The organism is Burkholderia sp. BCC0506 (genome assembly GCF_902833145.1).
Classification (GTDB): Bacteria; Pseudomonadota; Gammaproteobacteria; order Burkholderiales; family Burkholderiaceae; genus Burkholderia.
In genome coordinates, this window is sequence record NZ_CADFEN010000001.1 from 672,735 (window position 1) to 699,025 (window position 26,291).

The following is a 26,291-nucleotide window of genomic DNA, read 5'->3' on the forward strand; positions in this document are numbered from 1 at the left end:
TTCGACAAAGTTGCTGGGATCCCAGACAATCGGACCGGCCCAATCTCGTTGTGGGGGGGAAGGTGTCACTGCAGATCGATAACGAAAGCTACATGAGTCGGCTGAGAAAGAAGGTTGGAAGCGATCTGATTTTGAGTCCGTCCGTTGCAGCTGTGATTCACGACCATGAAGGCAAATTGCTGCTTCAGGAGAAGTCGTCTGGAGAGGCGTGGAGTCTTCCCGCTGGTGGAGTTGAACTGGGCGAAAGCCCGCAAGAGGCCATCTTCCGTGAGGTCATGGAGGAAACCGGATATGCAATCCGCATTCACGGCATTCTCGGCGTGTTTGGCGGACGACTGTTTCGATACACGTATCCAAGTGGCGACCGCGTCGAATACGTAGTGACTCTGTTCCAATGCAAAATCATTGATGGCTCAGGGATACCAAGCGATCCTGAGACCAAGTCAACTCGATATTTTGGAAGGCATGACATGCCGGAACTGGCGCTCCCGTATCCGAAGGACGACTTGTTTCTCCCTTTCTAAGATCACAGCGGATGCCGTTGCGGTTTCACATGCGGCCAGATTCGGCCAGAAACGGTCAATCGACACGCCTACCTAAATCGTCAACAATCTCGCCTGCCCTCCCACCCTCCAGACCCGGTTACGGCTCAACGCCACTACACGAACTCATGCTCAACGCAATCGCGCCAATCGGGATTTTCGACTCAGGTCTGGGGGGTGTATCGGTCGTCGAGGCGATTCGCCATCGACTACCGTCGGAAGCGATCGTCTATATCGCGGATTCCCGTTACGCGCCATACGGCGAGAAGCCCGACGCATTCATCCGAGCGCGGAGCCTGGCGCTCGCGCAATGGCTGGTACAACGAGGCGCGAAGCTGCTCGTGATCGCGTGCAACACGGCGACGACTCACGCGATCTCGTCTCTCCGCGGTCAACTCGCGATTCCCGTCATCGGCGTTGAACCCGGGATCAAACCGGCCGTACAGGTTTCGGTCTCGAAGGTAGTTGGCGTGCTCGCGACAGCCGCGACCCTACGCAGCCCGAGACTGCAAACGCTCTTGTCGGAACACCGCCATGCGTGTCGCTTCATATGTCAGGCCGGACACGGTCTGGTGGAACGCATCGAACAAGGCGACGCGGCGGGACCGTCGATCGAGGCGCTACTCGATCAGTATCTGACGCCGTTGATCGCGGCCGGCGCCGATACGCTCGTGCTCGGCTCGACGCATTACGCGCTGCTCATCCCCACCATCAAGCGAATTTTCGGCGACCGGTTGAACCTGATCGAAACGGCGGCCGCCATCGCCCGACGCGTCGACGATCAACTCACGGATCACGAGCTACACAACGAAGTGAATCCCGCCGACGCAGTCCTTCAATTGTGCTCGACAGCGATATCGGAGGAGAAACGGGCGCCTCTGGCGACGCTTGCACGGATGCTTGCGCTGGACGCGCATCGCGTGAGCGCCATCGATGTCGAAACGTGCTGATGGCAGGCGCAGCCCGCGGATCACCCGGACTTTCAAGGACGTAGGCCCGACACGCATCGAACCGTTCGCCACATCATGACCACGACGAGAAGCCTGGCGCTCATTCTGGCATGCATGCTTGCCTGGTCTCAGCCCGGCCACGCGCAATGTGTCGACCTGGTCGTCAGTCTCGACGACAGCCAGTTGATGGCGTCGCGGCTTGCGCTGATCGACCGCGCCACGCCTGCCGAGCCGATCCGCATCCTCGCCTACATCTTCGAAATCGATCAGACCGGCGGCCTGCTGTTGCGTCATCTGGTCGAGGCTGCGCGCCGAGGGGTGCCGGTCAAGCTGCTGATCGACGGCATCGGCCCCGAGCCACGCTACCCGTTCGAGGACGAGTTCATCGTCGCCCTGCACGAGGTGGCGCCCGGCATCGAACTCCGAATCTTCCATCCACGATCCGATCTCGCCGAGTTGTCGCATCGCATGCACGACAAGCTGTTCCTGGTCGGCGACACGGCCGTGATCGGCAGTACCTCGATCTGGGATGCGAGTTTCCGCAATTGGCTCAGCGAGCGCGATCTGATGGTGTCGGGCGATGCCGGTCAGGCGGCATCCGCCTTGCACGCCATGTACCGGCATTTCGCGTTGTTCTGGCATAGTCCGGAAGCGGTTCGCCCCGAGCCGGAAAAATTCCTCCCGGTCGCCAGTCCTTATCGCGTCTCCCAGGGTTATGCGACGCTGGACCCGGCGCGCATCCATTATTGGCGCGAATGGCTGCTGGCTCCGCCCGACGCTGCAGCCCGGGCGACAGACCCGGCCGCTGCCGATACACCAGCCGCCGCCGATACGCCTGATGATCCCGCCGCGCCGCCCGCTCCCGCGGCGTATGTCGATCCCGCCTGGATGCCGATCGCCTGCGAGCGCCTGCGCTATGTCCACGACCGCCCCGACAAGCGCCCGCCGGGCACGTTGCAGGACATGCTGCACACGCTCGATACGGCACGGCACGAGATCCTGATCATCAACCCCTACCTGATCCTGGTGCCGGAACTGCGCGAAACGCTCGAGCGCAAGCAGCGCGAAGGCGTCCACGTGATGCTGGTGAGCGCGTCGCTGGCGAGCATCACGCAGGAATTCCCCGCAGTCGGGCGCGCCTATGCCGACGATCTGCCCGGCCTGGTGAATGCCGGGATCGAGGTGCGCGAATATTCCGACCGCGAGAACCGCATGATGCACGCCAAGCTCGTTCGCATCGACGGCCATCGATATTATCTCGGCAGTTTCAATTTTGATTCGCTGTCGGCCCGGTGGAATACCGAAAACGGTCTGTGGATGGATATCCGCGACGACGGACTCGATCCCTTGCGAGACAGCGTGGCCTACTTCCTGCGCAACTCTAGTCCGGTGAGCGACGCCCATGGCCGCCTTCTGGCGGACCCCGATGCGCGCTGCCGGGCCGCCGGATGCGGCGGCGCCTGGCGGTGGGTGACGATGCTGATCAGGAACCTTCTCTGAGCGCGGCGTGCCCTGTGGTTGAACTACGTGGCCGGTTCAGGGTGCTATCCGCATCGGCAACGCCCGCAGCGCCACAGCCCAGCGGGGCAAAATCCGCCCGGCAACTGTTCAATTTCCGCACACTGACTCGCGGACGCCCCCCTGTCCACGCGGCCTCCGCGCGTGGGAACAAACCCGGATACCCCCATTCCGCCGCCCCCGCCTACCCTCGCGCCCATGCCGGTCGACTCCCAAGCACCGCCGATCCGGCCCGATCCGAATTTCCCCTGGAGCGCACATGGATAGCAGCAGCAAGCCCGCACTGTTCGACACCGACATCTGGCGCGGCAAGACCTTCACCGGACGCTGGCACGCCAGCCCGCACGCCGCCGACGTGATCGAACCCGCAACCGGCAACACGCTCGGCCGCATCGGCCTCGCCGACAGCGCGGCCATCGCCGAAGCATCGGCCGCCGCCCACCGCGCACAGCCCGCCTGGTTCGCCCTGCCCTACGACGAGCGCGCGGCAGTCCTGCGCCGCGCGGCGGCCGTCGCCGAAACGCACTTCGACGCGATCGTCGACTGGCTCGTGCGCGAAAGCGGCTCCACGCGTGCGAAGGCGTCGTTCGAAACGTCCGTCACGATCAAGGCGCTGCACGAAGCGGCGGGGCTCCCCTCGCGCGCGGCCGGCGAAGTGCTCCCGTCCGCAGCCGGCCGGCTGTCGCTCGCGCGCCGCCGCCCGCGCGGCGTGGTCGGCGTGATCTCGCCGTTCAATTTCCCGCTGTACCTCGCGATACGCGCGGTCGCGCCGGCGCTCGCGCTCGGCAACGCGGTCGTGCTGAAGCCCGACCCGCGCACCGCCGTGTGCGGCGGCGTCGCGATCGCCCGCGTGTTCGAGCTCGCCGGCTTGCCCGAAGGCGTGCTGCACATGCTGCCGGGCGACGGCGCGGCCGGCGCGGCGCTGGCCGCCGATCCGCATGTCGCGATGATCCAGTTCACCGGCTCCACCGCGGCCGGGCGCAAGGTCGGCGAAGCGGCGGGCCGCCATCTGAAAAAGGTATCGCTCGAACTCGGCGGCAAGAATTCGCTGATCGTGCTCGACGATGCGGACCTCGACCGCGCGGTCGCCAACACCGCGTGGGGCGCGTACCTGCATCAAGGCCAGATCTGCATGGCGACCGGCCGCGTGCTCGTGCAGCGCGCGATTCACGACCGCTTCGTCGCGAAGCTCGTCGAAAAGGCGCGCAGCCTGCGCGTCGGCGACCCGGCCACCGGCGACGTCGGCCTCGGCCCGCTGATCAACGCCGCGCAACGCGACCATGCGGCGAACGTGGTCGACGCGGCCCGCCGCGCGGGTGCCCGCGTCGAGACGGGCGGCAGCCATCGCGATTTGTTCTTCGAGCCGACCGTGCTGAGCGGCGTCGCGCCGGGCAATCCGGCGTTCGACGAGGAAATCTTCGGGCCGGTCGCGATCGTCGTGCCGTTCGAGACCGACGAGGACGCGATCGCGCTCGCGAACCGGACCGAATACGGGTTGTCGATGGCGATCCTGTCCGCCGACGTCGGCCGCGCGCTGAGGATCGGCGAGCGGCTGAACACAGGGCTGCTGCACATCAACGACCAGACGGTCAACGACGAAGTGATCAACCCGTTCGGCGGTGTCGGCGCATCGGGCAATGGCTCGAGCATCGGCGGTGCGGCAAACTGGGAGGAATTCACGCAGTGGCAGTGGCTGACGATCAAGGGCGAAGCGCCGCCATATCCGATTTGACGAGGAGACCGATCATGTACACCGAACACGATACCCGCGCCGTCACCGCGGCCGTCGCGCGCGCGGCCGGCGCACCCTTCTCGATCGAGGCGGCCCGCATCCGCGCGCCGCGCGGCGACGAGGTGCGGGTGCGCGTCGTCGCGACCGGCTTGTGCCATACCGACCTGATCGTGCGCGACCAGTACTATCCGGTGCCGCTGCCGGCCGTGCTCGGTCACGAAGGCGCCGGCGTGGTCGACGCGGTCGGCCCGAACGTGAAGACGCTCGCCGCCGGCGATCACGTCGTGCTCACCTACGGCGCGTGCGGCCACTGCGCGTCGTGCGTCGGCGGTCACGGCGCGTATTGCCGGCAGTTCTTCGCGCTGAATTTCGGCGGCGCCGACGCCGACGGGCAAACGGCCATCCGCGACGAAGCCGGACAACCGCTGCACGATCATTTCTTCGCGCAATCGTCGTTCGCGAGCTACGCACTCGCCCGCGAGAACAACGCGATCAAGGTGCCCAAGGAAGCGCCGCTCGAACTGCTCGGCCCGCTCGGCTGCGGAATCCAGACCGGCGCGGGCGCGGTGATCAACTCGCTCGCGGTGCGCCCGGGCAGCAGCTTCGCGAGCTTCGGCGCGGGCGCGGTCGGCATGAGCGCGGTGATGGCCGCGCGCATCGCGGGCGCCACCACCATCATCGCCGTCGACATCGTGCCGTCGCGGCTCGCGCTGGCGCTCGAGCTCGGCGCGACGCATGCGATCGACAGCCGGGAAGTCGACGTGGTCGATGCGATCCGCGAGATCACCGGCGGCGGTGTCGACTACGCGCTCGAATCGACCGGGCTGCCGGCGGTGCTGTCGCAAGGGATCGACGCGCTCGGCTCGCGCGGCACGATGGGCGTGGTCGGCGCGCCGAAGCTCGGCACCAAGGCCGAATTCGACGTGAACAGCCTGCTGCTCGGCGGCCATACGATCCGCGGCATCGTCGAAGGCGACAGCGTGCCGCAGACGTTCATTCCGCAGCTCGTGCAACTGTATCTGCAAGGGCGATTCCCGTTCGACCGGCTGGTGAAGTTCTATCCGCTCGACCAGATCAACCAGGCGGCGGAAGACAGCGGCAAGGGGATCACGCTCAAGCCGATCCTGCGACTGCCGCATTGAGCGCAACAGGCGCCGCCGGCAGCACGCGGCGGCGCCTCTTCTCGGGACAATACCCGGCTTCAGGCACCGGGCTATATTACGCATTCGCGCAACACGCCAGGCCGCCACAGCTGGCCCGGATATCGACCTTGAATGGAGCGCAGCGTGAACATGGCCCCTGAATCCCCTGCACGGCCGGTCGACCTCGACCGGCTCCGCGCCCGCTTCGCCGCGGGCGAGCCGCTGCCGGAAACGGCGTTGCCGGCCAGCGTCGCGCGCTCGTGGCTGCGCTCGCGCGACGCCGGGCTGCGGCCCTGGCAAACCGCCCGCTATGAAATGCAGCGCGAGCCCGACGAATCGCGCGCGGACCGGCGCCTCACCCGCTGCGTCGCGCAGGAGATCGAGCCGCTGTGGGCCGCATTCGGCGGCAGCGAATGGACGATCATGTGCGTCAATCGGCACGGCACGATCGTCCATGCGCGGCGCAGCCTGCAATGCGACGACGCGCTGCTCACGCCGATCGTCGCCGGGCGCCGGATCGTCGAGCCGAACATCGGCACGACCGCGCCGAGTTGCGTGATTCACGATGGCACCGAGGCCGTCGTCGCGGGTGCGCAGCACTATCTCGACGAGTTGTCGCGGGTGTTCTGTCTCGCGGTGCCGCTGGTGGGCTTCGACGGCGAAGTGATCGGCGCGCTCGACATCACGGGGATCGGCCGGCGCAATGTCGTGCAGCTGCGCGAGCCGTTCCGGCACGCGTCGCTGTCCGCCGAGCAGCGGCTCTATGCGATGCTGCGCGACTGCCATCTGCTGCAGGTGCAGTTCGATCCGCGCTGGCTCGGCACGCCGCTCGCCGGCGTCATCGCGCTAGACGAAGCGGGCCGCGTGCGCGCGGTGAGCCGCCTGGCCCGCCAGATGCTCGACCTCGCGGCTAGCGGGCCGGTGGCGCCGGTCGATCTCCGGCAACTGTTTCCCCGCGCGACGCCCGCGCAGCAGCGCCGTTTGCTGACACCGGCACGCACGCCGCAGCGGATCGCGCGCGACGATGGTAGCCACGTATGGGTGCGCACCGTGCGGGCGCCGCTCGACCGGGCGACGAGGGCGCGCCACGCCGATGTGCTCGAAGACGCCGCCGACGTGTGCCGCGCGGCGCCGGCCGCCCCCCCTCAGGCGAGCCTGCACGAACAGTCGCTCGACGCGGTCCGCCGGGCGCTCGACGAGCACGACGGCAATGTGTCGGCAGCCGCGCGGCAACTCGGCATTTCACGCACGACGCTGTATGCGAAACTTCGGCAGCTCGATGCGGCGGGGATCAGGCACGGCGGGCCGCATTGACGATTCCGGGCGAATCGCGCCGGGCGACGATGGCGCTAGGCCCCTGCCCGCCGCCGACACAGCCGCAACGCAAGCCGCGCGATCGCGGCCGAGAAGATCGCGACCGCGCCTCCGAAGGTATCGCCTCCACGGCGAGCCGAAGTCGCCCGCGCTCACCGAATGCGCGTGCGTCGGCACGATGACGATGCGGCAATGTGTCGGCGGACCGCACCGCGGCGGCGATACCTAGTCGCGCCACGTCGCCTCCGCGAGCTTCTCCACCAGTTCGTCGTACACCACGCGGATACGCCGCGGCATCGGCCCGCGTCGCGGCCGATAGACGTGCAGCTTCCACGGCTCGGGTTCGAGTTTCGGCAGCAAGCGCACGAGGCGCCCCTTCCGGACGGACGGCCGGACCAGATATTCCGAACACTGACCTACCCCCACCCCCGCGCACACGGCCTCGATCTCCACTTCGGTGTCGTCCGTCAGGTAAGCCGGCGACGACGGCACGAACTGCTGCTCGCCGCGAAACGACCACGGCCACGGCCGCCCGCTGGCGCGATCGATCAGGCACGTCGCCGGCATCGCTTCGAGCGCCTTGCGGTTTTTCGGCTCGCCCAGCCGCCTGATCAGCGACGGCGCGGCCACCACCCACATCGGCAACGGCCCGACCATCCGCGCGACGAAGCGGTTGTCGCCGATCGCGCCGACGCGCACGCCGATGTCGATCTGCTCGTCGACCACCGGCGACGGCACGTCGGACAGCCGCAGATCGGGCACGAGCCCCGGATACCGCTGCATGAGGCCGGTGAGAATCGGCTGCACGTAATGCCGCCCCATGCCTGACGGCGCGGTGATCCGGACGACACCGACCGGCTCGTCGCGCTGGCCGGTGGCGGCCCCGAACAGCCCGTCGACGGCGGCCAGCGCGCCCTGCGCGTCGCGCGCGAACGACTGGCCGAACGCGGTGATCCGGAGGCTGCGGGTCGTCCGGTGAAACAGCGTTTCGCCGAGCATCTCCTCCAGCTCGCGCACCGCGCGCGTGACGACCTGCGGCGACACGCCGAGCCGCGCGGCGGCCTCGCGAAACGTCGGCGCCGCGGCGGCCGCGGAAAAGATCTTCAGGAGGTCGAGACGGTTGAGCATGGGAAGCCTCGATGACGCGCATGAAAAAGCGATTTTAATTCCTCAGTGAGGAATTCTGAATGCGCCATTGTTCCATTTTCTTGTCGCCGCCGAGCGACCACAATGGGCATCAGACGTCGCTTCGACGCAACGGATCAACCCTCACGGAGAAACGCATCATGAACGCAAGCACGCATTCTGCCCCGCTCGAAGGCCGCATCGCGGTCGTCACGGGCGCCAGTTCCGGCATCGGTCGCGCATCGGCGATCGAACTCGCGCGCCGCGGCGCGAAGGTCGTCGTTTCCGCCCGACGCAAGGCCGAACTCGACCGGCTGGTCGACGAGATCGCGACCGTCGGCGGCGACGCAAAAGCCTTTGCCGCGGATGTCGCGAACGAAGCCGATCTGCGCAAGCTATTCGATTTCACGTTGTCGACCCACGGACGCCTCGACATCGCGTTCAACAATGCGGGCACGGAAGGCGTGTTCGCGCCGCTGCTCGAGCAGGACGCGGCAAGCTTCGACCGCGTGTTCGAGCCGAACGTGCGCGGCGTATTCAATTCGATGAAGTTCGCGGCCGACATCATGCTGCGCCAGGGCAAGGGCAGCATCATCAACAATGCGTCGATGGGCGGCGTGATCGGCTTCGAGAATGCGTCGGTGTATATCGCGAGCAAGCACGCGGTGATCGGGATGACGAAGACGGCTTCGATCGAATGGTTCAAACGCGGCGTGCGCGTCAACGCGCTGTGCCCGGGGCTGATCGATACGCCGTTCCATCAGCGCGGCATCTGGCCGTCGGAGGACGCACGGCTGGCCTTTGCCGCGTCGACGCCGGCCGGCCGCTGGGCGTCGGCCGACGAAATGGCGACGATCGTCGCGTTCCTCGCGTCGGACGATTCCAGCTATGTGTCGGGGCACGCGCTGGTAGCCGACGGCGGCTATTCGGTCGCGTGATCCACGGAGCGCGAGCCGGGCAGCGGCTTCAACGCGCGGGCGCCGCGACCGCCGCTTCCCGTTTCGCGTGCAGCCGCAACGCGAGCCACGCGATCCCGACCGCGAACGCGCCGACCACGCCGCCGAAGGTGCCGATCCACGGCAGCCCGAAGTCGCCCGCGATATGGTTGCCGAGCAGCGCGCCGGCGCCGATGCCGACGTTGTACAGCCCGGAGTAGATCGACACGGCCAGGTCGGTCGCCTCGGGCGCCAGCTTCAGCACCCATGCCTGCATCGCCAGACCGAAACAGACGATCGCGCCGCCCCACACCAGCGTGTGCACCGACAGCGTGACGATGTTCAGCGCGCACGGGAACAGGATCAGCAGGCAGCCCGACAGCGCGACGATCGACGCCAGCAGAAACCTGTCGGGCTCGCGCGGGTACACGCGGTTGAAGCAGACCGCGGCCGGCAGGCCGGCGATACCGAACAGGATCAGCACGTACGTGATCCGGTTGTTGCTCGCGTGGTTGATGCGCTGCACGAACGGCTCGATGTACGTGTACGACGTGAAGTGCGCGGACACGACGAGTACCGTGATCGCGTATAGCGCGACCAGCGCCGGCTTGCGCAGGAACACGCCGATGCTGCTCAGCGACCCGGCGCCCTGGCTCGGCAGCAATGGCAACGTGGCGCGCAGCAACAGCAGCGCGGCGCCCGCCGTGCCCGCGATGATCAGGAACGTGACGCGCCAGCCGAACGCCTCGCCGATCACGCGCCCGAGCGGAATGCCGGCGACCATCGCGATCGCCGAGCCCATCGCGATCAGGCTGAGCGCGCGGCTTTTGCGGTCGCTCGGCGCGAGCCGCACTGCGAGCGGGATCGAAATCGACCAGAACACCGCATGCGCGCACGCGATGCCGAGCCGGCCGATCATCAGCACCGTGAAATTCCACGCGATGCCGGTCACGACATGACTGCCGACGAACACCAGCAGTGCCACGCTCAATAGCTTGCGGCGCTCGACGTGGCGCGTGACGAACGTGAGCGGCAGCGACACGACGGCAACCGCCCACGCATAGATCGTCAGCATCAGGCCGACGGCAGTCGGCTGCATCTGCAGGCTGTCGCCGATCGCGCTCAGCAGCGCGACGGGCACGAATTCGGTGGTATTGAAGATGAAGGCGGTAAGTGCCAGGGCCAGAACGCCCCACCACGATTGCTCGGAACTGACGGCGTCGGGGGTTGCCATACGGGAATTCGACGAAGGTTGGGCGCACGCGGGCGGCCCGCCTGGCGCATCGGCGCGATTGTACCAGCGGTATTCGACACGCCGCCGCGTCGGGGGCCGGGGCGCCGCGCGTGCGGCGCGGGACATGGCGGTGACACGGCCGCACGCCGATAATGTGGAATATCCGGGTTTTGCCGACGATTTGCCCGCCCCATCGGGCCAGGAGAGTTACATGCGCATTGAAACGTCATTTCTGTTCGATCTCGACGGCACGCTCGTCGACAGCGTCTATCAGCACGTGCTCGCGTGGAAGGAAGCGCTCGATGCCGAAGGCATCGAACTGTCGGTGTGGCGCATCCACCGCAAGATCGGGATGAGCGGCGGCCTGTTCCTGAACCAGTTGCTGCGCGAGACGGCCGGCGACATCGACGCCGAGCGCGTCGAGCGGCTCGCACGGCTGCATGCGGCCGCGTACCAGCGGCTGCGCGCGCAGGTCCGGCCGCTGCCCGGCGCGCGCGAGCTGCTGGCCGCGCTGTCGAATGCCGGCATTCGCTGGGCGATCGCGACCAGCGGGCGGATGGAAACGGCGGCGATCAATCTGGAAGCGCTCGGCGTCGATCCGGCGAAGAACGTGGTCGTCACGCGCGATCAGGTGAAGTACGCAAAGCCGGACCCGGACCTGTTCCTGACCGCCGCCGCGAAGCTGAACGTGCCGATCGAGCATACGGTGGTGGTCGGCGACAGCATCTGGGACATGCTCGCCGCGAGCCGCTGCCGCGCGCTGGGCGTCGGACTGCTGGCGGGCGGGTACGGCAGCGACGAGCTGGAACGGGCGGGGGCGCTGCGCGTGTACGACGATCCGGCGGATCTGCTGTGGCATCTGGACGAGGTGGCTGCGCGGCCGTGAGCGCTACACCGTCCGCCTGACCAGCATCGTCCGGATCTCCGAAATCGCCTTCGTCGGATTCAGCCCCTTCGGGCACACGTCCGTGCAGTTCATGATCGTCCGGCAGCGGAACAGCCGGTACGGATCCTCCAGATCGTCGAGCCGCTCGGCCGTCGCGAGATCGCGCGAATCGGCGATGAAGCGGTACGCCTGCAGCAGCCCGGCCGGGCCGACGAATTTGTCCGGGTTCCACCAGTAGCTCGGGCACGACGTCGAACAGCACGCACACAGGATGCATTCGTACAGCCCGTCGAGCTGGTCGCGCTCTTCCGGCGATTGCAGCCGCTCGCGCGCGGGCGGCGTCGTGTCGTTGATCAGGTATGGCCGGATCGAGTGGTACTGGTTGAAGAAGTCGGTCATGTCGACGATCAGGTCGCGCACCACCGGCAGCCCCGGCAACGGCCGCAGCACGATCTCGCGCGGCAGCGTCTGCATGTTGGTCAGGCACGCGAGGCCGTTCTTGCCGTTGATGTTCATCGCATCGGAACCGCAGATGCCTTCGCGGCACGAACGCCGGTACGCGAGCGTCTCGTCGTCGCGCTTCACGCGGCCGAGCACGTCGAGCAGCATGCGGTCGGCCGGGTCCACGTCGATCTCGTAACGTTGCAAGTATGGCTGCGCGTCGCGATCGGGGTCGTAGCGGTAGATATGCAGGGTGCGCGGGTCGCTCATCGGTTCCTCCCGGCGTGGGCCGGCATCGGTTGACGGGGTACTGCGGGGCGCTGTCGCGGCACACGGCGCCGCAAGCGCCATGCCGGTCAGTCGTCGTCCACGCGCTTGTCGATCAGGTAGCGGCCGCGTTCGAGCCCTGCCCGCAACGCCTCGACCTCGGTCAGCCATTCGGGGCCGGCGGCCTCCGGAACAAACAATTCGATGCGCGCGCCGTTCACGTACACCTGCACCTCGTCGCGCCATGCGCCGCGCTCGTTGGGCCGCGCCCACACGAGAATCTCGTGGCCGCGATACGGGTCCCGAACCTGTGCGTCCTGTTGATGTGCCACGGTGGCCTCCTGTCTTATCTGCGATGGCGATGCAAAAAATGCGCGCCGCATGAGCGCCGCGCGCGCCGTCGGCCTCGCGCGCACGCGCCGTGCCCGGCCGGCACGCTGCTTGCGTCCCTTTTCCGCATCGAAGCACTAGCGGGCCCGCATCGCACCGGCCCGAAAGGATGCACATCATGATCGGCCACCTCGAACTACTCGGACGCCTGCTGCTGGCCGCGCTGCTCGGCAGCGTGATCGGGCTCGAACGCGAACGCCTGAACTGGGCCGCCGGGCTGCGCACGCACATGCTCGTGTGCGTGGGCTCCGCGCTGGTGATGCTGGTATCGACGTTCGGCTTCGAGGACGTGCGCGGGCAAAACGGCGTCGTGCTCGATCCGTCGCGGGTCGCCGCGCAGGTGGTGTCCGGCATCGGCTTTCTCGGCGCCGGCTCGATCCTGCTGCGCGGCGAAGTGGTGCGCGGGCTGACGACGGCCGCGAGCCTGTGGGCGGTGGCCGGCGTCGGGCTCGCGGCGGGCGGCGGCATGGTGGTTGCGTCGGTCGGCGCGACGGCGATCGTGCTCGCGATCCTCGCGGGCGTGAAGCCGCTCGAGCGCCGCTTCATCGCGCAGCGCCAGCAGCGCACGCTGCTGCTCGTGGCCGAGCGCGGCGGCCTGACGCTCGGCACGCTGCACGAGGCGCTCGGCCCCGGCCGCGTGCGCGTGAAACGGTTCATCGTTCAGCAGTCGGACGACGATCCGGACACCGACGACATCTCCGTCTCGTTCTCGCGCACGAGCGGGCCGGAATTCGCGGCGATCTGCGAGACGCTGCAAAACATCGCGTGCGTACGGACCTGTCAACCCGACACCTCGTCAAGGAGTTTCGTGTGACCCAGACCGACCTGCTCTCCTATCTCGTGACGAGCCAGCTCGCCGCGCGCATGCGCACCGGCGCCTGGCTCACGACCAGCCAGCTGGTCGGTGCGCTGCGCGCGTGGCTCGCGTGCCGGCGCGCCGAATGCGACTGGCTCGACCGGATCAGGATCGCATACGCGTCGGCGACGATCGCGCAGGAAATCTACGACGTCGCGGTCGCGCACGGCGAGCATGCGCGGCTCGACGCGCATTCGCCGGAGTGGCAGGCGCTGCGCGCACGCTGCGATGCGCTGCTGCAGCGGATCGACGGCGACCGGGACGTCGGCGCCCGATGATCGCACCGGATCGCGTGACCGGCGCCGAGGATCGGCGCATGGATGCCGCGCCGGCGGACGGCCCGCCGCGGCACGGCCTGCTCGACCGCGGACGCAACTGCGACGCGATCCGCCGCGCGGACCGCTTCGCGATGCTGGTCGACGGCGACGCGTATTTCTCGACGCTGCGCGCCGCGCTGCTGCGCGCGCGCCATACGGTGTTCATCGTCGGCTGGGACGTGGACAGCCGGATGCGGCTCGCACCGGGCGGCGCCAACGACACGCTGCCCGACACGCTCGCGGCCTTCCTCCACGCGCTGGCGTCCGCCCGCCACAACCTGCGCATCTACGTGCTGGCGTGGGATTTCGCGATGATCTACGCGCTGGAGCGCGACTGGCCGCCCGTGTATCGGGCCGGCTGGCGCGCGCATCGCGGCATCCGCTTTCGCCTCGACGACGCGCACCCGCGCGGCGCCTCGCATCACCAGAAGCTCGTCGTGATCGACGACCGGCTCGCGTTCGTCGGCGGCCTCGACCTGACGCGCGCCCGCTGGGACACGCCCGCGCATGCGGCCGACGATCCGCGCCGCCGCGACGAGCACGGCATGCCGTACGGGCCGTTCCACGACGTGCACGCGATGTTCGACGGCGAGGCGGCCGCCGCGATCGGCGAACAGGCACGCGCGCGCTGGCTGCAGGCCTGCGGGCGTCCGATCGCGATCCGCGCGCGGCGGCATCTCGACCGGCCGGACGACGAGGATCCGTGGCCGCCCGGTGCGCGCGTCGACGTGCGCGACGTGCGGCTCGGCATCGCATATACGGCGCCGCGTCACGGCGGCCGCGAGCCGGTCACGCAGGTGCGCGCGCTCGTCGAGGACACGATCCGCGCCGCGCAGCGGCACCTGTATATCGAAAACCAGTATTTCACCGCGGCGGTGGTGCGCGAAGCGTTGTCCGCGCGCCTCGCCGATACGGAAGGGCCGGACGTGACGGTGGTCGCGCCGCGCGTGCAGAGCGGCTGGCTGCAGGAGGCGACGATGGGCGTGCTGCGCGCGCGGCTGCATGCGACGCTCGCGTCGGCCGACCGCTTCGATCGCTACCGGCTGCTGTATCCGCACGTCGACGGGCTCGGCGACGGGTGCGTGAACGTGCACAGCAAGGTCGCGATCGTCGACGACGAATGCATCGTGATCGGCAGCGCGAACCTGAACAACCGCTCGATGCTGCTCGACACCGAATGCTGCATCGCGCTCGTCGCGGCCGGCGATCCGCGCATTCGGGCGGCGATCGCCGGCATGCGCGAACGGCTGCTGGCCGAGCATCTCGACATGCCTCCCGCGGCGGTGGCCGACGCGTTCGCGTGTCGGGAACGGCCGAACGCGGTGCTCGACCGCCTGCGCGCGAAGCCGGGCCGCACGCTGCGCACGCTCGATCCGGCCGTGTCGCCGCAATTGGAGGCGCTCGTGCCGGTCAGCGCGCGGCTCGACCCCGAGCAGCCGATCGAACCCGACCGGTTCGTCCGCGAATTCGTGCCGCACGAGCAGCATCGCTCGCTCACCGCGCGCTTTTTCGTGCTGGGCGCGATCGTGCTCGCGATCGCCGCGCTGGCGCTCGCGTGGCGCTTCACGCCGCTGGGCGCGCACCTGAACGTCGCGTCGCTGTCGCGCGCGGTGGCCGGCATCGCGCGGCTGCCCGCTGCACCGGCGCTGCTGCTCGCCGCCTACGTGGTCGCGGCGACCTTCGCGGTGCCGATCACGCTGCTGATCGCCGCGACGGGGCTCGTGTTCGGCGCGTGGCCGGGTTTTGCCTATGCGGGCGTGGGGTCGATGGCGGCCGCCGCCGCGACCTACGCGCTCGGCCGCTGGCTCGGGCGCGACGCGGTGCGCCGGCTGGCCGGCGCGCGCGCGAACCGGCTCAGCGAGCACATCGGCCGGCGCGGCGTGGTCGCGATGGCCGTGCTGCGGCTGCTGCCGATCGCGCCGTTCACGGTCGTGAACCTCGTCGCCGGCGCGTCGCACATCGGGCTGCGCGACTATTTGATCGGCACCGCGCTCGGGATGCTGCCGGGCATCGTGCTGACCGTCACGTTCGCGCACCAGTTGACCGCGGCGCTCAGCCATCCGGGCCCCGGCGCGTTCGCGTGGCTCGCCGCGATCGGCCTGGCGCTGGTCGGCGTGTCGATCCTGCTCGTGAGGGTGCTGCGACGATGGCGCTGAGCAAGCACCCGGCCCCGCCGCCGCACGTCGTCACGGCCGACGCGGCGCCCGCCGCCGCGCCGGGCGGGCGCGACCTGCGGATCGCGACCTACAACATCCGCGGCGGCTACGGCGCGTGGCCGGCGCGCGCGGCCGACCGGATCGCGGCCGTGATCGACGAACTCGACGCGGACGTAATCGCGCTGCAGGAAGTGCCGCTGGGCGGCACGCGTGCGCCCGACGTGCTCGCGCACCTGCGCGACGCAACCGGCATGCATGCGGTGGCCGGCCCGACGATCGACACGCCCGAGCGCCGCTACGGCAATGCGGTGCTGTCGCGCTGCCCGATCCGCGCGGCGCGTACGCTCGACCTGTCGTTCCACCCGCGCGAGCCGCGCGGCGCGCTCGACGCCGACATCGACTGCAGCGCGGGCCCGATCCGCGTGGTCGCGACGCATCTCGGGCTGTCGGCCAGCGAGCGCAGCGCGCAGGTGCAGCGGCTGCTCGCGGCATTCGACACCGGCACGATGCCGGTGATCCTGCTCGGCGACATCAACGAGTGGTTCGTGCGCGGCCGCGCGTTGCAGGCGCTCGTCACGCGATTCCGGCGCGCGCCGGCGCCGCGCACGTTCCCGACCGTGTGCCCGGTGTTCTCGCTGGACCGGATCTGGATCCATCCGGGCGAGCTGCTGGTCGACGTGGTCGTGCACCGCAGCGCGCGGGCGCGGCACGCGTCGGACCACTATCCGCTCGTGGCCCGGATGCGCTCCACGCCCGCGACGGGCACGGCGCTTGCGCGGTGAGCCATTTCTTTCGATCCGAAGGAGGCCGCCCATGCGAACCGACGCACTCGACGGAAAGGATCTCGACTACTGGTGCGCACGCGCGTTGTGCGCCGACGACGAAGACACGCTGCGCTTCACGGCCGTCGCGCCGACCGTCGTCGTGACGGCCGCCTGCGACGCGTTCCGGCACCTCGATGCGCCGTTCGCGCCTTCGGCGTCGTGGGCCGATGCGGGCGCGGTGCTCGATTGCGTGGAGGACCTGCGGATCGCCCGCCGCGGCGACGATGTCGAATGCGACGCGACCTTCGTCGACGGCCCGTCGACCTGCGCCGCCCACGGCCGCGATGCGCGCGTGGCGCTGCTGCGCGCGTTCGTGCGTGCGCGCTTCAGCGACGAGGTGGACGCGCCGCCGCCGTTCCCGCACCGGATCGAACATGGCGCGGTGGTGCGCTACGACCCGGGCGCGCCGATTCCGACCACGGACGACGATCCCGCGACGGGCGACAGCTCGGATATCCGTTCCATTCCGCGCATGTAGTACATGCGTGGGCCCGGCGCTCATGTAAAAACGACAGGCCCCTTCACACCCGCCTCCCGCACGCGCGCTGCTCCGCGCGCAATCGCGCGGCAGGCACGCCGGTTGCGACGCACCGGCGTTACCGTTCGCCGCCCCCATCCGCGCCACGCCATGGATTCCACACCGCCGTTCGCTCCGCACGTCTACTTCTGCGACGCCCGCCTCGTCGGGCCGCTCGACGCATGGCCGCAGACCTTCGCGCACATCGCCGGGATGGGCTTCGACCACGTGCTCGTCGGCGCGTTCTGGGCCGCGAGCGTCGCCGGCTTCCCGCGCCACGTGGCGGATTTCCGGCGGCCGGCCCAGTCGTTTGAGACGCGCGCGAGCGCGCTCGAAACCTTCTCGCGGCTCGCGCAACTGGCGAAGGGCCACGGGCTGCGCCTGCTGCTCGAAGTCGTGCCCGATCGCATCGCGCGCGAGAATCCGCTGCGCACCGAGCATCCGGACTGGTACGTCGAGCATCCGCACGACGACGCGCTGATCGACCCGCGCGGCACCGCGCACGCGCTGGATATCGCGCACGCGAACACCGGCGACGAAGCGGTGCGCGACGCGCTGTCGGCATGGTGGTGCGCGCATCTCGCGACGTTCGCCGACGCGGGCGCGGCCGGCTTCCTGATCGACGCGCCGCATCATCTGCCGGCCGACTGGTGGCCCGGCTGGCGCGCGGCGCTGCGCCGTGCGCGCCCGGACGTCGCGGCGCTCGCCGGCGTGCCCGGCCATGCGCGCGATGCACTCGCGCAATTGGAGGCCGCCGGGTTCGACGCGGTGTTTTCGTCGGTGCGCTGGTGGGACCTGCGCGCGCCGTGGTTCGCGGACGAGCACCGGCTGCTGCGGCGCATCGGCGCGCCGATCGCGTTTCCCGACGCGCCGGACGGCCCGCGCCTCGCCGACGACTGGCCCGACGCATCGGACGACGCCGTCGCCCGCGCGTATCGCCGCGCACTGTGGACGGCCGCGGCCGTCGGCACCGGCTGGCTCGTGCCGATGGGCTTCGAGCGCGGCGTGACGGTGCCGCTGATGGCGCGCGACGCGGATGCCGCGCGCTACCGCGCCGCATTCGAGCAGGCCCGTTTCGACCTGTCGGGCGCGCTCGCCGATGCGAACGCGTGGCGACGCGCCACGCCGGTCGCGGCGGCGCGCGGCGAAATCGTGCAACTGAGCGCGCCGGGCGCGAGCGCGACCGCGTTGCTGCGCGGCACCGGGCTCTTGCTCGAACACGACGACGCCGCGTTGCTGATCGCATTGAATCCCGATCTCGACGCGCCGGCCACGCTCGACCCCGCGACGATCCTGCCCGGCGTGCCGGGCGGCTTCACGCGCGTGGTCACGCAGGACGGCGCGCACACGCATCCGCCGGCCGCGCTCGAGCCGTTCACGCTCGCGCCCGGTGCCTATGCGCTGCTGCATGCGTGGCGGGCGCCGCCCGTCACGTCGCGTCCCGACGCCGCGCGCGAGCGCACCGTGCTGTCGACGGCGCTCGCGGCCGACCGGATCGCGATCGAGCGCGTCGAGCCGTCGGTCGACGGCGGCCGCTTCGCGATCAAGCGCGTGATCGGCGAGCCGCTCGTCGTGAGTGCGTCGATCTTCACGGATGGCCACGCGCATCTGGCGGCCGTGCTCCAGTGGCGCGCCGCCGACGAAGACGCCTGGCGCGAAATCCCGTTCGACGCCGAGCCGAACGACCGCTGGCATGCGCGCGTCACGCTCGACCGGCTCGGCCGTCACGAATTCCGCGTGGTCGCGTGGCGCGACGACTGGGCGTCGCTCGTCACCGACATCGCGAAGAAGCGCGCGGCCGGCCAGGATGTGGCGCTGGAGGTGCGCGAAGCGCAACTGCTGCTCGCGACCGCGCTGAAGCTCGCCGATCCGGCCGATCCGCGCGCGCTCGCGCGGATGGAACGGCTCGCCGCCGAGCTCAGGGACGCGTCGCCCGACGATCGCCTCGCGCTGATCGGCGCGCCCGCGCTCGCCGACGCGTACGCGGCGCTGCGCTACCGCCCGTTCGTCACGCACGACGCGACGACCTACCCGGTCGACGTCGAACGCCGCAAGGCGCGCTTCTCGAGCTGGTACGAGATGTTTCCGCGCTCGGCGAGCGACGATCCGCACCGGCACGGCACGTTCGACGACGTGATCGCGCATTTGCCGCGCATCCGCGACATGGGTTTCGACGTGCTGTATTTCCCGCCGATCCACCCGATCGGCATGTCCGCGCGCAAGGGCCGCAACAACAGCCTGACCGCGGGCCCCGACGACGTCGGCAGCCCGTATGCGATCGGCTCGCCCGACGGCGGGCACACGGCCGTGCATCCGCAGCTCGGCACGCTCGAATCGTTTCGCGCGCTGGTCGAGGCCGCGCGCGGGCACGGGCTCGAGATCGCGCTCGATTTCGCGATCCAGTGCTCGCCCGACCACCCGTGGCTCGCCGCGCATCCGGGCTGGTTCGCGTGGCGGCCCGACGGCTCGCTGCGTTTCGCGGAGAATCCGCCGAAGCGCTACCAGGACATCGTGAACCCCGATTTCTATGCGCCGGACGCGCTGCCCGGCCTGTGGCTCGCGCTGCGCGACGCGGTGCTGTTCTGGGTCGACGCGGGCGTGCGGATCTTCCGCGTCGACAACCCGCACACGAAGCCGCTGCCGTTCTGGGCATGGATGATCGACGACGTGCGCGGCCGGCATCCGGACGTCGTGTTCCTGTCCGAGGCATTCACGCGCCCGGGGATGATGTACCGCCTCGCGAAAGTCGGCTTCTCGCAGTCGTACACGTACTTCACGTGGCGCGAGTCGAAGCGCGAGTTCATCGACTACCTGACCGAGCTGACGGCCGGCCCGCCGCGCGAATTCTTCCGGCCGAACTTCTTCGTCAACACGCCCGACATCAATCCGCGCCACCTGCAGAACGCGCCGCGTTCGCAGTTCGTGATCCGCGCGGCGCTCGCGGCGACGCTGGCCGGCTCGTGGGGCCTGTACTCGGGCTTCGAGCTCGGCGAATCGGCGCCGCTGCCGGACAGCGAGGAATACGCGGATGCCGAGAAATACGAGCTGCGCGCGCGCGACTGGAGCAAGGCCGCGCACATCGGCACGGAGATCGCGCGGCTGAACCGCGCGCGGCGCGATCACCCGGCGCTGCAGACGCATCTCGGGCTCACGTTCGTCGAGGCCGACAACGATTCGGTGCTCGTGTTCATGAAGGCGACGCCCGCGTTCGACAGCGTGGTGGTGGTCGCGATCAGCCTCGATCCGTGGCATCCGCAGGCCGCGAACTTCACGCTCGATGCGGCGCTGTGGCGCGGCCTCGGGCTGGCCGACGGCGAACCGCTCGATGCGCTCGAACACGATGCCGCGCACGCGCAAGCCTGGCGCGGCCATCGCCAGTACGTGTCGCTCGATCCGCACGTGCGGCCGTACGCCATCTGGCGGCTCACGCCGTCTCCGGGCGCCGCGCGGGCGGCAGCGCCCGCACCGGACGACGCCCGACCTGTCTCGGGAGCCCACGGATGATGAAACGCGAAGATTCCCTCGACGACGTGCGCCGCGCGCAGTTCCCGTCGCTCGCGCCGGCCGGCACGCCGCGCCGGCGCCGCGCGCGCCGCCGCGAACCCGCGCTCTGTGCGGACGATCCGCTGTGGTACAAGGACGCGATCATCTACCAGGTGCACGTGAAATCGTTCTTCGACTCGAACAACGACGGCATCGGCGATTTCCCCGGCCTGATCGCGAAGCTCGACTACATCGCCGAACTCGGCGTCGACACGATCTGGCTGCTGCCGTTCTATCCGTCGCCGCGCCGCGACGACGGCTACGACATCGCCGACTACCGCGACGTGCATCCCGACTACGGCACGCTGGCCGACGTGCGGCGCTTCATCCGCGAGGCGCATGCGCGCGGCATCCGCGTGATCGCCGAGCTCGTGATCAACCACACGTCGGACCAGCATCCGTGGTTCCAGCGCGCGCGCCGCGCGAAGCCGGGCTCCACGTACCGCGACTACTACGTGTGGTCCGACACCGACACGAAATACGCGGGCACGCGGATCATCTTTCTGGATACCGAAACGTCGAACTGGACGCACGATCCGGTCGCCGGCCAGTACTACTGGCACCGCTTCTACTCGCACCAGCCGGACCTGAACTTCGACAACCCGGCCGTCGTGCGCGAAGTGATCCAGGTGATGCGCTTCTGGCTCGACCTCGGGATCGACGGGCTGCGGCTCGACGCGGTGCCGTACCTGGTCGAGCGCGAAGGCACCAACAACGAGAACCTGCCGGAAACGCATGCGATCCTGAAGCGGATCCGCGCGACGATCGACGCCGAGTACCCGAACCGGATGCTGCTCGCGGAAGCGAACCAGTGGCCGGAAGACGTGCAGGAATACTTCGGCGACGAGGACGAATGCCACATGGCGTTCCACTTCCCGCTGATGCCGCGCATCTACATGTCGATCGCGAGCGAGGACCGCTTCCCGATCGTCGACATCATGCGGCAGACGCCGGCGCTCGCGCCGAGCAACCAGTGGGCCGTGTTCCTGCGCAACCACGACGAGCTGACGCTCGAGATGGTCACCGATTCGGAGCGCGACCTGCTGTGGCAGACCTACGCGAGCGACCGGCGCGCGCGGCTCAATCTCGGCATCCGGCGCCGGCTCGCGCCGCTGATGGAGCGCGACCGGCGCCGCATCGAGCTGATCAATTCGCTGCTGCTGTCGATGCCCGGCACGCCGGTGATCTACTACGGCGACGAGCTCGGCATGGGCGACAACATCCACCTGGGCGACCGCGACGGCGTGCGCACGCCGATGCAATGGTCGTCGGACCGCAACGGCGGCTTCTCGCGCGCCGACCCGGAAATGCTCGTGCTGCCGCCGGTGATGGGCTCGCTGTACGGCTACGACGCGATCAACGTCGAGGCGCAGACGCGCGATCCGCATTCGCTGCTGAACTGGATGCGCCGCATCCTCGCGACGCGGCGCGCGTCGCAGGCGTTCGGGCGCGGCACGATCCGCTTCCTGCGCCCGGACAACCGCAAGGTGCTTGCGTACCTGCGCGAGCTGGACGGCCACGAGCCGGTGCTGTGCGTCGCGAACCTGTCGCGCGCGTCGCAGGCGGTCGAACTCGACCTGTCCGAATTCGCGGGCCGCGTGCCGATCGAGATGACGTCCGATTCGCCGTTTCCGCCGATCGGCCAGCTCCCGTATCTCCTCACCTTCCCGCCGTACGGGTTCCTGTGGTTCGTGCTCGCCGAGCACGGCCGCGAGCCGTCGTGGCGGCAACCGCACGCGGAGCCGCTGCCCGAATACGTGACGCTCGTGATGCGGCGCGGCGACACGCGGCCGGACGTGTCGCAACTGCACGCGCTCGCGCACGACGCGCTCGCGTCGTGGCTCGCGCGGCGGCGTTGGTTCGCATCGAAGGATCGCAAGATCGGCGACGCGCGGCTGAGCGTCGTCACGCCGATCCCGGACGAGCCGTTCCAGTACGCGGAGGCGTGGGTGTCCGCGAGCGACGGCGGCGTCGAACGCTACGTGGTGCCGCTCGCGGCCGCGTGGGGCGGCGAGACGTCGCATCCGCTGTTCGCGCAGCTCGCGCTGGCGCGCGTGCGGCGCGGCCATACGGTCGGCTATCTGACCGACGCGTTCGCGCTGCCGGTGTTCGCGCGCGGGATGCTGCGCAAGCTGCGCGACGGCGCGACGGTGCCCACGTCCGACGGCGGCCGGCTCGCGTTTCTGCCGGAAGACGCGCTCGCCGGGCTCGATCCGGGCGACGACGCGGAAGTGCGCTGGCTCGCGGCCGAGCAGAGCAACAGCTCGCTCGTGATCGGCGACGCGATCGTGCTGAAGCTGGTGCGCAAGGTCGCGCACGGCATTCATCCGGAAGCGGAAATGAGCCGGCACCTGACGCGCATCGGCTATGCGAACACCGCGACGCTGGCCGGCGAAGTCGTGCACGTCGATGCGGACGGCACGCCGCACACGGTCGCGATCCTGCAGCGCTACGTCGACAACCAGGGCGACGCGTGGACGCGCTCGTTCGACTTCCTGCGGCGCGCGATCGACGAACTGGCGCTGCCGGCCGCGGACGAAGGCGAGACGGCCGAAACGGGCGAAGAGCCCTATGCGCTGCTCGGTTACGCGGCGTTCGCGGGCCTCATCGGCACGCGGCTCGGCCAGTTGCACGTCGCGCTCGCGCAGCCGTCCGACGATCCCGCGTTCGCGCCGGAGCGCGCGACGCCCGAGCACGTCGACGGCTGGTGCGTGGACGCGATCGCGTCGTTCGAGCATGCGCTCGACGTGCTGCGCACGCGGCTCGACGCGCTCGACGCGGCCACCCGCGCGTCGGCCGACGCGCTGCTCGCATCGCGCGACGCGGCCGTGCAGGCGCTCGGCGAACTCGTGCCGCGCACGCTGGATGCGCAATGCACGCGGATTCACGGCGATTTCCATCTGGGCCAGGTGCTCGACGTGCAGGGCGACGCGCTGCTGATCGACTTCGAAGGCGAGCCGGCGCGCCCGCTCGAGCGGCGGCGCGCGAAATCGCATCCGCTGCGCGACGTGGCCGGCCTGCTGCGCTCGCTGTCGTACGTGAGCGCGACCGCGCAGTTCGCGATCGAAAAAGCGCCGCCGCAAGCGGCCGGCCGCAAGCGTGCGCTGTTCGACCGTTTCGGGCAGGCCGCCGCCGACCGCTTCGTCGAATGCTATCGCGCGGCCGCCGAGCTCGCGCCCGCGCGCTTCGTCGATCCGCACTACGCGGACCGCCTGCTCGCGCTGTTCCTGATCGACAAGGCGTCGTACGAGCTGTGCTACGAAGCCGCGAACCGGCCCGACTGGCTGAGCGTGCCGGTCGGCGGGCTCGCGGCGCTGGTCGACCGGCTGCTCGGCGACGGCGTGCTGCCCGACGACGGAGGACACCCATGACCGACACGCTGTTCGAACGCGCCGATATCGATGCGCTGCTCGCCGGCCGCCATCCCGACCCGTTCGCGTGCCTCGGCCCGCACGAGCAGGCCGACTGGGTCGTCGTGCGGGCGCTGCTGCCCGGCGCCGAACGCGTACGCGCGCTGTCGCCGGACGGCGCCGAACTCGGCACGCTCGCCTGCGTCGACCGCGCCGGCTGCTTCGCCGGGACGATCGCGCACGACGGCGGCGCGCCGCACTATCTGCTCGCGATCGACTGGCCGAACGCGCATCAGGTGACCGACGACGCATACGCATTCGGCACGCTGCTCGACGAAGCGGCGCTCGCGCGCTTCTCGGCCGGCGATCCCGAAGCCGTGCTCGACTGCCTCGGCGCGACACCGGTGCGCGTCGACGATACCGACGGCGTGCGTTTCGCGGTGTGGGCGCCGAACGCGCAGCGCGTGTCGGTGGTCGGCGATTTCAACGCATGGGACGGCCGCCGCCATCCGATGCGGCTGCGGCGGCCGTCGGGCGTGTGGGAGCTGTTCGTGCCGGGCATCGGCCCGGGCGAGCGCTACAAGTACGAGCTGCGCGCGGCCGACGGGCACGTGCTGCCGCACAAGGCCGACCCGTGCGCGCGGGCGACCGAGGCGCCGCCGCACACGGCGTCGGTGGTCGCCGACGTCGCGGCGCTGCACGCGTTCGCGTGGCACGACGACGGCTGGATGCATGCGCGGCCGCGCCACGACGACCGCTACCGCGTGCCATGGTCGATCTACGAGGTCCATCCGGAATCGTGGCAACGCATCCCCGAGCAGATGGAGCGCAGCGCGACGTGGGACGAACTGGCCGAGCGGCTGATTCCTTACGTGAAGGGAATGGGTTTCACGCACGTCGAGTTCATGCCGATCGCCGAATACCCATTCGGCGGCTCGTGGGGCTACCAGCCGCTCGCCCAGTTCGCGCCGTCCGCGCGCTTCGGGCCGGTCGAAGGTTTCGCGCGGTTCGTCGATCGCGCGCATGCGGCCGGCATCGGCGTGATCGTCGACTGGGTGCCCGCGCATTTTCCGAACGACGCGCACGGGCTCGCGCAATTCGACGGCAGCGCGCTGTACGAGCATGCCGATCCGCGCGAGGGGATGCATCCCGACTGGAACACCTGCGTGTTCAACGTCGGGCGCACCGAGGTCGGCGCGTTCCTCGTCGCGTCGGCGCTCGCGTGGGCGCGCCGCTATCACGTCGACGGCATCCGCGTCGACGCGGTCGCGTCGATGCTGTACCGCGACTATTCGCGCAAGGAAGGCGAATGGGTGCCGAACGTGCACGGCGGCCGCGAGAACCTCGAATCGGTCGCGTTCCTGCGCCGGCTCAACGATACGCTGCACGGTGCGACCGCGCCGGCCGGCGTCGTCACCGTCGCGGAGGAATCGACCGCGTGGCCGGGCGTCACCGCGCCGACCGCCGACGGCGGGCTCGGCTTCGACTTCAAGTGGAACATGGGCTGGATGCACGACACGCTCGCGTACCTGCACGAGGACCCGATCCACCGCCGCTATCACCACGACCGGATGACGTTCGGGCTCGTGTACGCGTTCTCCGAGCGCTTCGTGCTGCCGCTGTCGCACGACGAGGTCGTGCACGGCAAGGGCTCGCTCGTCGCGAAGATGCCCGGCGACGCGTGGCAGCGGCTCGCGACGCTGCGCGCGTATTTCGGCTTCATGTGGGCGCATCCCGGCAAGAAGCTGCTGTTCATGGGCAGCGAATTCGCGCAGTGGAGCGAGTTCGCGCACGATGCGACGCCGCACTGGGACTTGCTCGACGCGCCCGCCCATCGCGGCGTGCAGCGGCTGGTTCGCGACCTGAACCGCGCGTATGCGGCCGAACCGGCGCTGCATGCGCTCGACTGCCACGCGGCCGGGTTCTCCTGGCTGATCGGCGACGACCGCGACAACAGCGTGTTCGCGTTCGCGCGCCGCGACGATACGGGGCGCCTCGTCGTCGCCGTCTGCAACTTCACGCCCGTGCCGCGCGCCGGTTACCGGCTCGGCCTGCCCGCGCCCGGCCACTGGCGCGAACTGATGAACACCGATGCCGCGCCGTACGGCGGCACCAACGCCGGCAACGACGGCGCCGTGTGGGCCGAAGCCGTGCCCGCGCACGGCGAGGCGTGGTCGGCGACCTTGCGGCTGCCGCCGCTCGCGACGCTGTGGCTGACCCCCGCCTGATTGCCCACGCCCTGCCCTCGACAC

General features: G+C 69.7%; 20 protein-coding genes. 16 read left to right on the forward strand and 4 right to left on the reverse strand.

Annotation, left to right across the window (positions count from 1 at the left end; all coding sequences use genetic code 11):
- The first annotated feature begins 92 nt into the window (after nucleotides 1-92).
- The 6 genes from HWX62_RS02870 (at nucleotide 93) to HWX62_RS02895 (ending at nucleotide 7,198) form a co-directional block, all read left to right on the forward strand.
- Entirely contained in the window at nucleotides 93-524 is a 432-nt protein-coding gene (locus HWX62_RS02870; RefSeq protein ID WP_175929942.1) for an NUDIX domain-containing protein, read from the forward strand.
- Nucleotides 525-670: 146 nt separating this feature from the next.
- Nucleotides 671-1,492: a glutamate racemase gene (murI, locus tag HWX62_RS02875; RefSeq protein ID WP_175929941.1), complete on the forward strand. Its 822-nt coding sequence runs from the start codon at nucleotides 671-673 to the stop codon at nucleotides 1,490-1,492.
- Between the two features lie 75 nt (nucleotides 1,493-1,567).
- Nucleotides 1,568-2,992 (forward strand): phosphatidylserine/phosphatidylglycerophosphate/cardiolipin synthase family protein, encoded by a 1,425-nt coding sequence (locus HWX62_RS02880; protein WP_244135933.1) that lies wholly within the window; start codon nucleotides 1,568-1,570, stop codon nucleotides 2,990-2,992.
- A 277-nt stretch (nucleotides 2,993-3,269) separates the two neighbouring features.
- The gene (locus tag HWX62_RS02885; protein WP_175929940.1) at nucleotides 3,270-4,742 is read left to right on the forward strand and encodes a benzaldehyde dehydrogenase; all 1,473 of its coding nucleotides are present in this window, start codon (nucleotides 3,270-3,272) and stop codon (nucleotides 4,740-4,742) included.
- Nucleotides 4,743-4,756: 14 nt separating this feature from the next.
- The gene (locus tag HWX62_RS02890) at nucleotides 4,757-5,884 is read left to right on the forward strand and encodes an NAD(P)-dependent alcohol dehydrogenase (RefSeq protein ID WP_175929939.1); all 1,128 of its coding nucleotides are present in this window, start codon (nucleotides 4,757-4,759) and stop codon (nucleotides 5,882-5,884) included.
- Between the two features lie 150 nt (nucleotides 5,885-6,034).
- A complete protein-coding gene (locus HWX62_RS02895; RefSeq protein WP_244135954.1) occupies nucleotides 6,035-7,198 on the forward strand; it encodes a helix-turn-helix domain-containing protein in 1,164 nt (387 codons plus the stop codon).
- A gap of 225 nt (nucleotides 7,199-7,423) precedes the next feature.
- Here the strand turns inward: HWX62_RS02895 and HWX62_RS02900 are convergent, their stop codons facing one another.
- Nucleotides 7,424-8,326 (reverse strand): LysR family transcriptional regulator, encoded by a 903-nt coding sequence (locus HWX62_RS02900; protein WP_175929937.1) that lies wholly within the window; start codon nucleotides 8,324-8,326, stop codon nucleotides 7,424-7,426.
- Nucleotides 8,327-8,484: 158 nt separating this feature from the next.
- Between HWX62_RS02900 and HWX62_RS02905 the strand changes: the two genes are divergently transcribed.
- A complete protein-coding gene (locus HWX62_RS02905) occupies nucleotides 8,485-9,261 on the forward strand; it encodes a glucose 1-dehydrogenase (protein WP_175930161.1) in 777 nt (258 codons plus the stop codon).
- A 28-nt stretch (nucleotides 9,262-9,289) separates the two neighbouring features.
- On the opposite strand, the gene HWX62_RS02910 is transcribed toward HWX62_RS02905, so the two are convergent.
- The gene (locus HWX62_RS02910; protein ID WP_175929936.1) at nucleotides 9,290-10,492 is read right to left on the reverse strand and encodes a sugar transporter; all 1,203 of its coding nucleotides are present in this window, start codon (nucleotides 10,490-10,492) and stop codon (nucleotides 9,290-9,292) included.
- Nucleotides 10,493-10,703: 211 nt separating this feature from the next.
- Here HWX62_RS02910 and HWX62_RS02915 point away from each other — a divergent pair, with 211 nt between their 5' ends.
- On the forward strand, nucleotides 10,704-11,378 hold the full coding sequence (locus HWX62_RS02915) for an HAD family hydrolase (protein ID WP_006498299.1): 675 nt from the start codon (nucleotides 10,704-10,706) through the stop codon (nucleotides 11,376-11,378).
- Nucleotides 11,379-11,381: 3 nt separating this feature from the next.
- On the opposite strand, the gene HWX62_RS02920 is transcribed toward HWX62_RS02915, so the two are convergent.
- Nucleotides 11,382-12,089 (reverse strand): succinate dehydrogenase/fumarate reductase iron-sulfur subunit, encoded by a 708-nt coding sequence (locus tag HWX62_RS02920; protein WP_059500499.1) that lies wholly within the window; start codon nucleotides 12,087-12,089, stop codon nucleotides 11,382-11,384.
- Nucleotides 12,090-12,175: 86 nt separating this feature from the next.
- Nucleotides 12,176-12,418 carry a DUF6566 family protein gene (locus HWX62_RS02925; RefSeq protein ID WP_175929935.1) on the reverse strand — a complete coding sequence of 81 codons (243 nt, stop codon included), beginning with the start codon at nucleotides 12,416-12,418 and terminating at the stop codon, nucleotides 12,176-12,178.
- Nucleotides 12,419-12,594: 176 nt separating this feature from the next.
- Here HWX62_RS02925 and HWX62_RS02930 point away from each other — a divergent pair, with 176 nt between their 5' ends.
- The 8 genes from HWX62_RS02930 (at nucleotide 12,595) to glgB (ending at nucleotide 26,267) form a co-directional block, all read left to right on the forward strand.
- Nucleotides 12,595-13,290, forward strand: coding sequence for an MgtC/SapB family protein (locus HWX62_RS02930; RefSeq protein WP_041492325.1), 696 nt, complete (start codon nucleotides 12,595-12,597; stop codon nucleotides 13,288-13,290).
- Nucleotides 13,287-13,610, forward strand: a complete 324-nt coding sequence (locus HWX62_RS02935; RefSeq protein WP_175929934.1) for a hypothetical protein — start codon at nucleotides 13,287-13,289, stop codon at nucleotides 13,608-13,610. Before HWX62_RS02930 ends, HWX62_RS02935 begins: the two co-directional genes overlap by 4 nt.
- 38 nt (nucleotides 13,611-13,648) lie before the next feature.
- A complete protein-coding gene (locus HWX62_RS02940) occupies nucleotides 13,649-15,805 on the forward strand; it encodes a VTT domain-containing protein (RefSeq protein ID WP_244135934.1) in 2,157 nt (718 codons plus the stop codon).
- Nucleotides 15,796-16,587: an endonuclease/exonuclease/phosphatase family protein gene (locus tag HWX62_RS02945; protein WP_175929932.1), complete on the forward strand. Its 792-nt coding sequence runs from the start codon at nucleotides 15,796-15,798 to the stop codon at nucleotides 16,585-16,587. Before HWX62_RS02940 ends, HWX62_RS02945 begins: the two co-directional genes overlap by 10 nt.
- A gap of 31 nt (nucleotides 16,588-16,618) precedes the next feature.
- Nucleotides 16,619-17,107 (forward strand): phage protein NinX family protein, encoded by a 489-nt coding sequence (locus tag HWX62_RS02950; RefSeq protein WP_175929931.1) that lies wholly within the window; start codon nucleotides 16,619-16,621, stop codon nucleotides 17,105-17,107.
- 150 nt (nucleotides 17,108-17,257) lie between these two features.
- Nucleotides 17,258-20,650: a maltotransferase domain-containing protein gene (locus HWX62_RS02955; protein ID WP_175929930.1), complete on the forward strand. Its 3,393-nt coding sequence runs from the start codon at nucleotides 17,258-17,260 to the stop codon at nucleotides 20,648-20,650.
- The gene (treS, locus tag HWX62_RS02960; RefSeq protein ID WP_175930160.1) at nucleotides 20,650-24,060 is read left to right on the forward strand and encodes a maltose alpha-D-glucosyltransferase; all 3,411 of its coding nucleotides are present in this window, start codon (nucleotides 20,650-20,652) and stop codon (nucleotides 24,058-24,060) included. The genes HWX62_RS02955 and treS overlap by 1 nt, the downstream gene beginning before the upstream one ends.
- Nucleotides 24,057-26,267 (forward strand): 1,4-alpha-glucan branching protein GlgB, encoded by a 2,211-nt coding sequence (gene glgB / locus HWX62_RS02965; protein WP_175929929.1) that lies wholly within the window; start codon nucleotides 24,057-24,059, stop codon nucleotides 26,265-26,267. Before treS ends, glgB begins: the two co-directional genes overlap by 4 nt.
- The last annotated feature ends 24 nt before the right edge of the window (nucleotides 26,268-26,291 follow it).

Bases quoted from the DNA above. Each gene is read 5' to 3' on its own strand.
- HWX62_RS02870 (WP_175929942.1), top strand. From the start codon at position 93: ATGAGTCGGCTGAGAAAGAAGGTTGGAAGCGATCTGATTTTGAGTCCG.
- murI (WP_175929941.1), top strand. From the start codon at position 671: ATGCTCAACGCAATCGCGCCAATCGGGATTTTCGACTCAGGTCTGGGG.
- HWX62_RS02880 (WP_244135933.1), top strand. From the start codon at position 1,568: ATGACCACGACGAGAAGCCTGGCGCTCATTCTGGCATGCATGCTTGCC.
- HWX62_RS02885 (WP_175929940.1), top strand. From the start codon at position 3,270: ATGGATAGCAGCAGCAAGCCCGCACTGTTCGACACCGACATCTGGCGC.
- HWX62_RS02890 (WP_175929939.1), top strand. From the start codon at position 4,757: ATGTACACCGAACACGATACCCGCGCCGTCACCGCGGCCGTCGCGCGC.
- HWX62_RS02895 (WP_244135954.1), top strand. From the start codon at position 6,035: ATGGCCCCTGAATCCCCTGCACGGCCGGTCGACCTCGACCGGCTCCGC.
- HWX62_RS02900 (WP_175929937.1), bottom strand. From the start codon at position 8,326: ATGCTCAACCGTCTCGACCTCCTGAAGATCTTTTCCGCGGCCGCCGCG.
- HWX62_RS02905 (WP_175930161.1), top strand. From the start codon at position 8,485: ATGAACGCAAGCACGCATTCTGCCCCGCTCGAAGGCCGCATCGCGGTC.
- HWX62_RS02910 (WP_175929936.1), bottom strand. From the start codon at position 10,492: ATGGCAACCCCCGACGCCGTCAGTTCCGAGCAATCGTGGTGGGGCGTT.
- HWX62_RS02915 (WP_006498299.1), top strand. From the start codon at position 10,704: ATGCGCATTGAAACGTCATTTCTGTTCGATCTCGACGGCACGCTCGTC.
- HWX62_RS02920 (WP_059500499.1), bottom strand. From the start codon at position 12,089: ATGAGCGACCCGCGCACCCTGCATATCTACCGCTACGACCCCGATCGC.
- HWX62_RS02930 (WP_041492325.1), top strand. From the start codon at position 12,595: ATGATCGGCCACCTCGAACTACTCGGACGCCTGCTGCTGGCCGCGCTG.
- HWX62_RS02940 (WP_244135934.1), top strand. From the start codon at position 13,649: ATGGATGCCGCGCCGGCGGACGGCCCGCCGCGGCACGGCCTGCTCGAC.
- HWX62_RS02945 (WP_175929932.1), top strand. From the start codon at position 15,796: ATGGCGCTGAGCAAGCACCCGGCCCCGCCGCCGCACGTCGTCACGGCC.
- HWX62_RS02950 (WP_175929931.1), top strand. From the start codon at position 16,619: ATGCGAACCGACGCACTCGACGGAAAGGATCTCGACTACTGGTGCGCA.
- HWX62_RS02955 (WP_175929930.1), top strand. From the start codon at position 17,258: ATGGATTCCACACCGCCGTTCGCTCCGCACGTCTACTTCTGCGACGCC.
- treS (WP_175930160.1), top strand. From the start codon at position 20,650: ATGAAACGCGAAGATTCCCTCGACGACGTGCGCCGCGCGCAGTTCCCG.
- glgB (WP_175929929.1), top strand. From the start codon at position 24,057: ATGACCGACACGCTGTTCGAACGCGCCGATATCGATGCGCTGCTCGCC.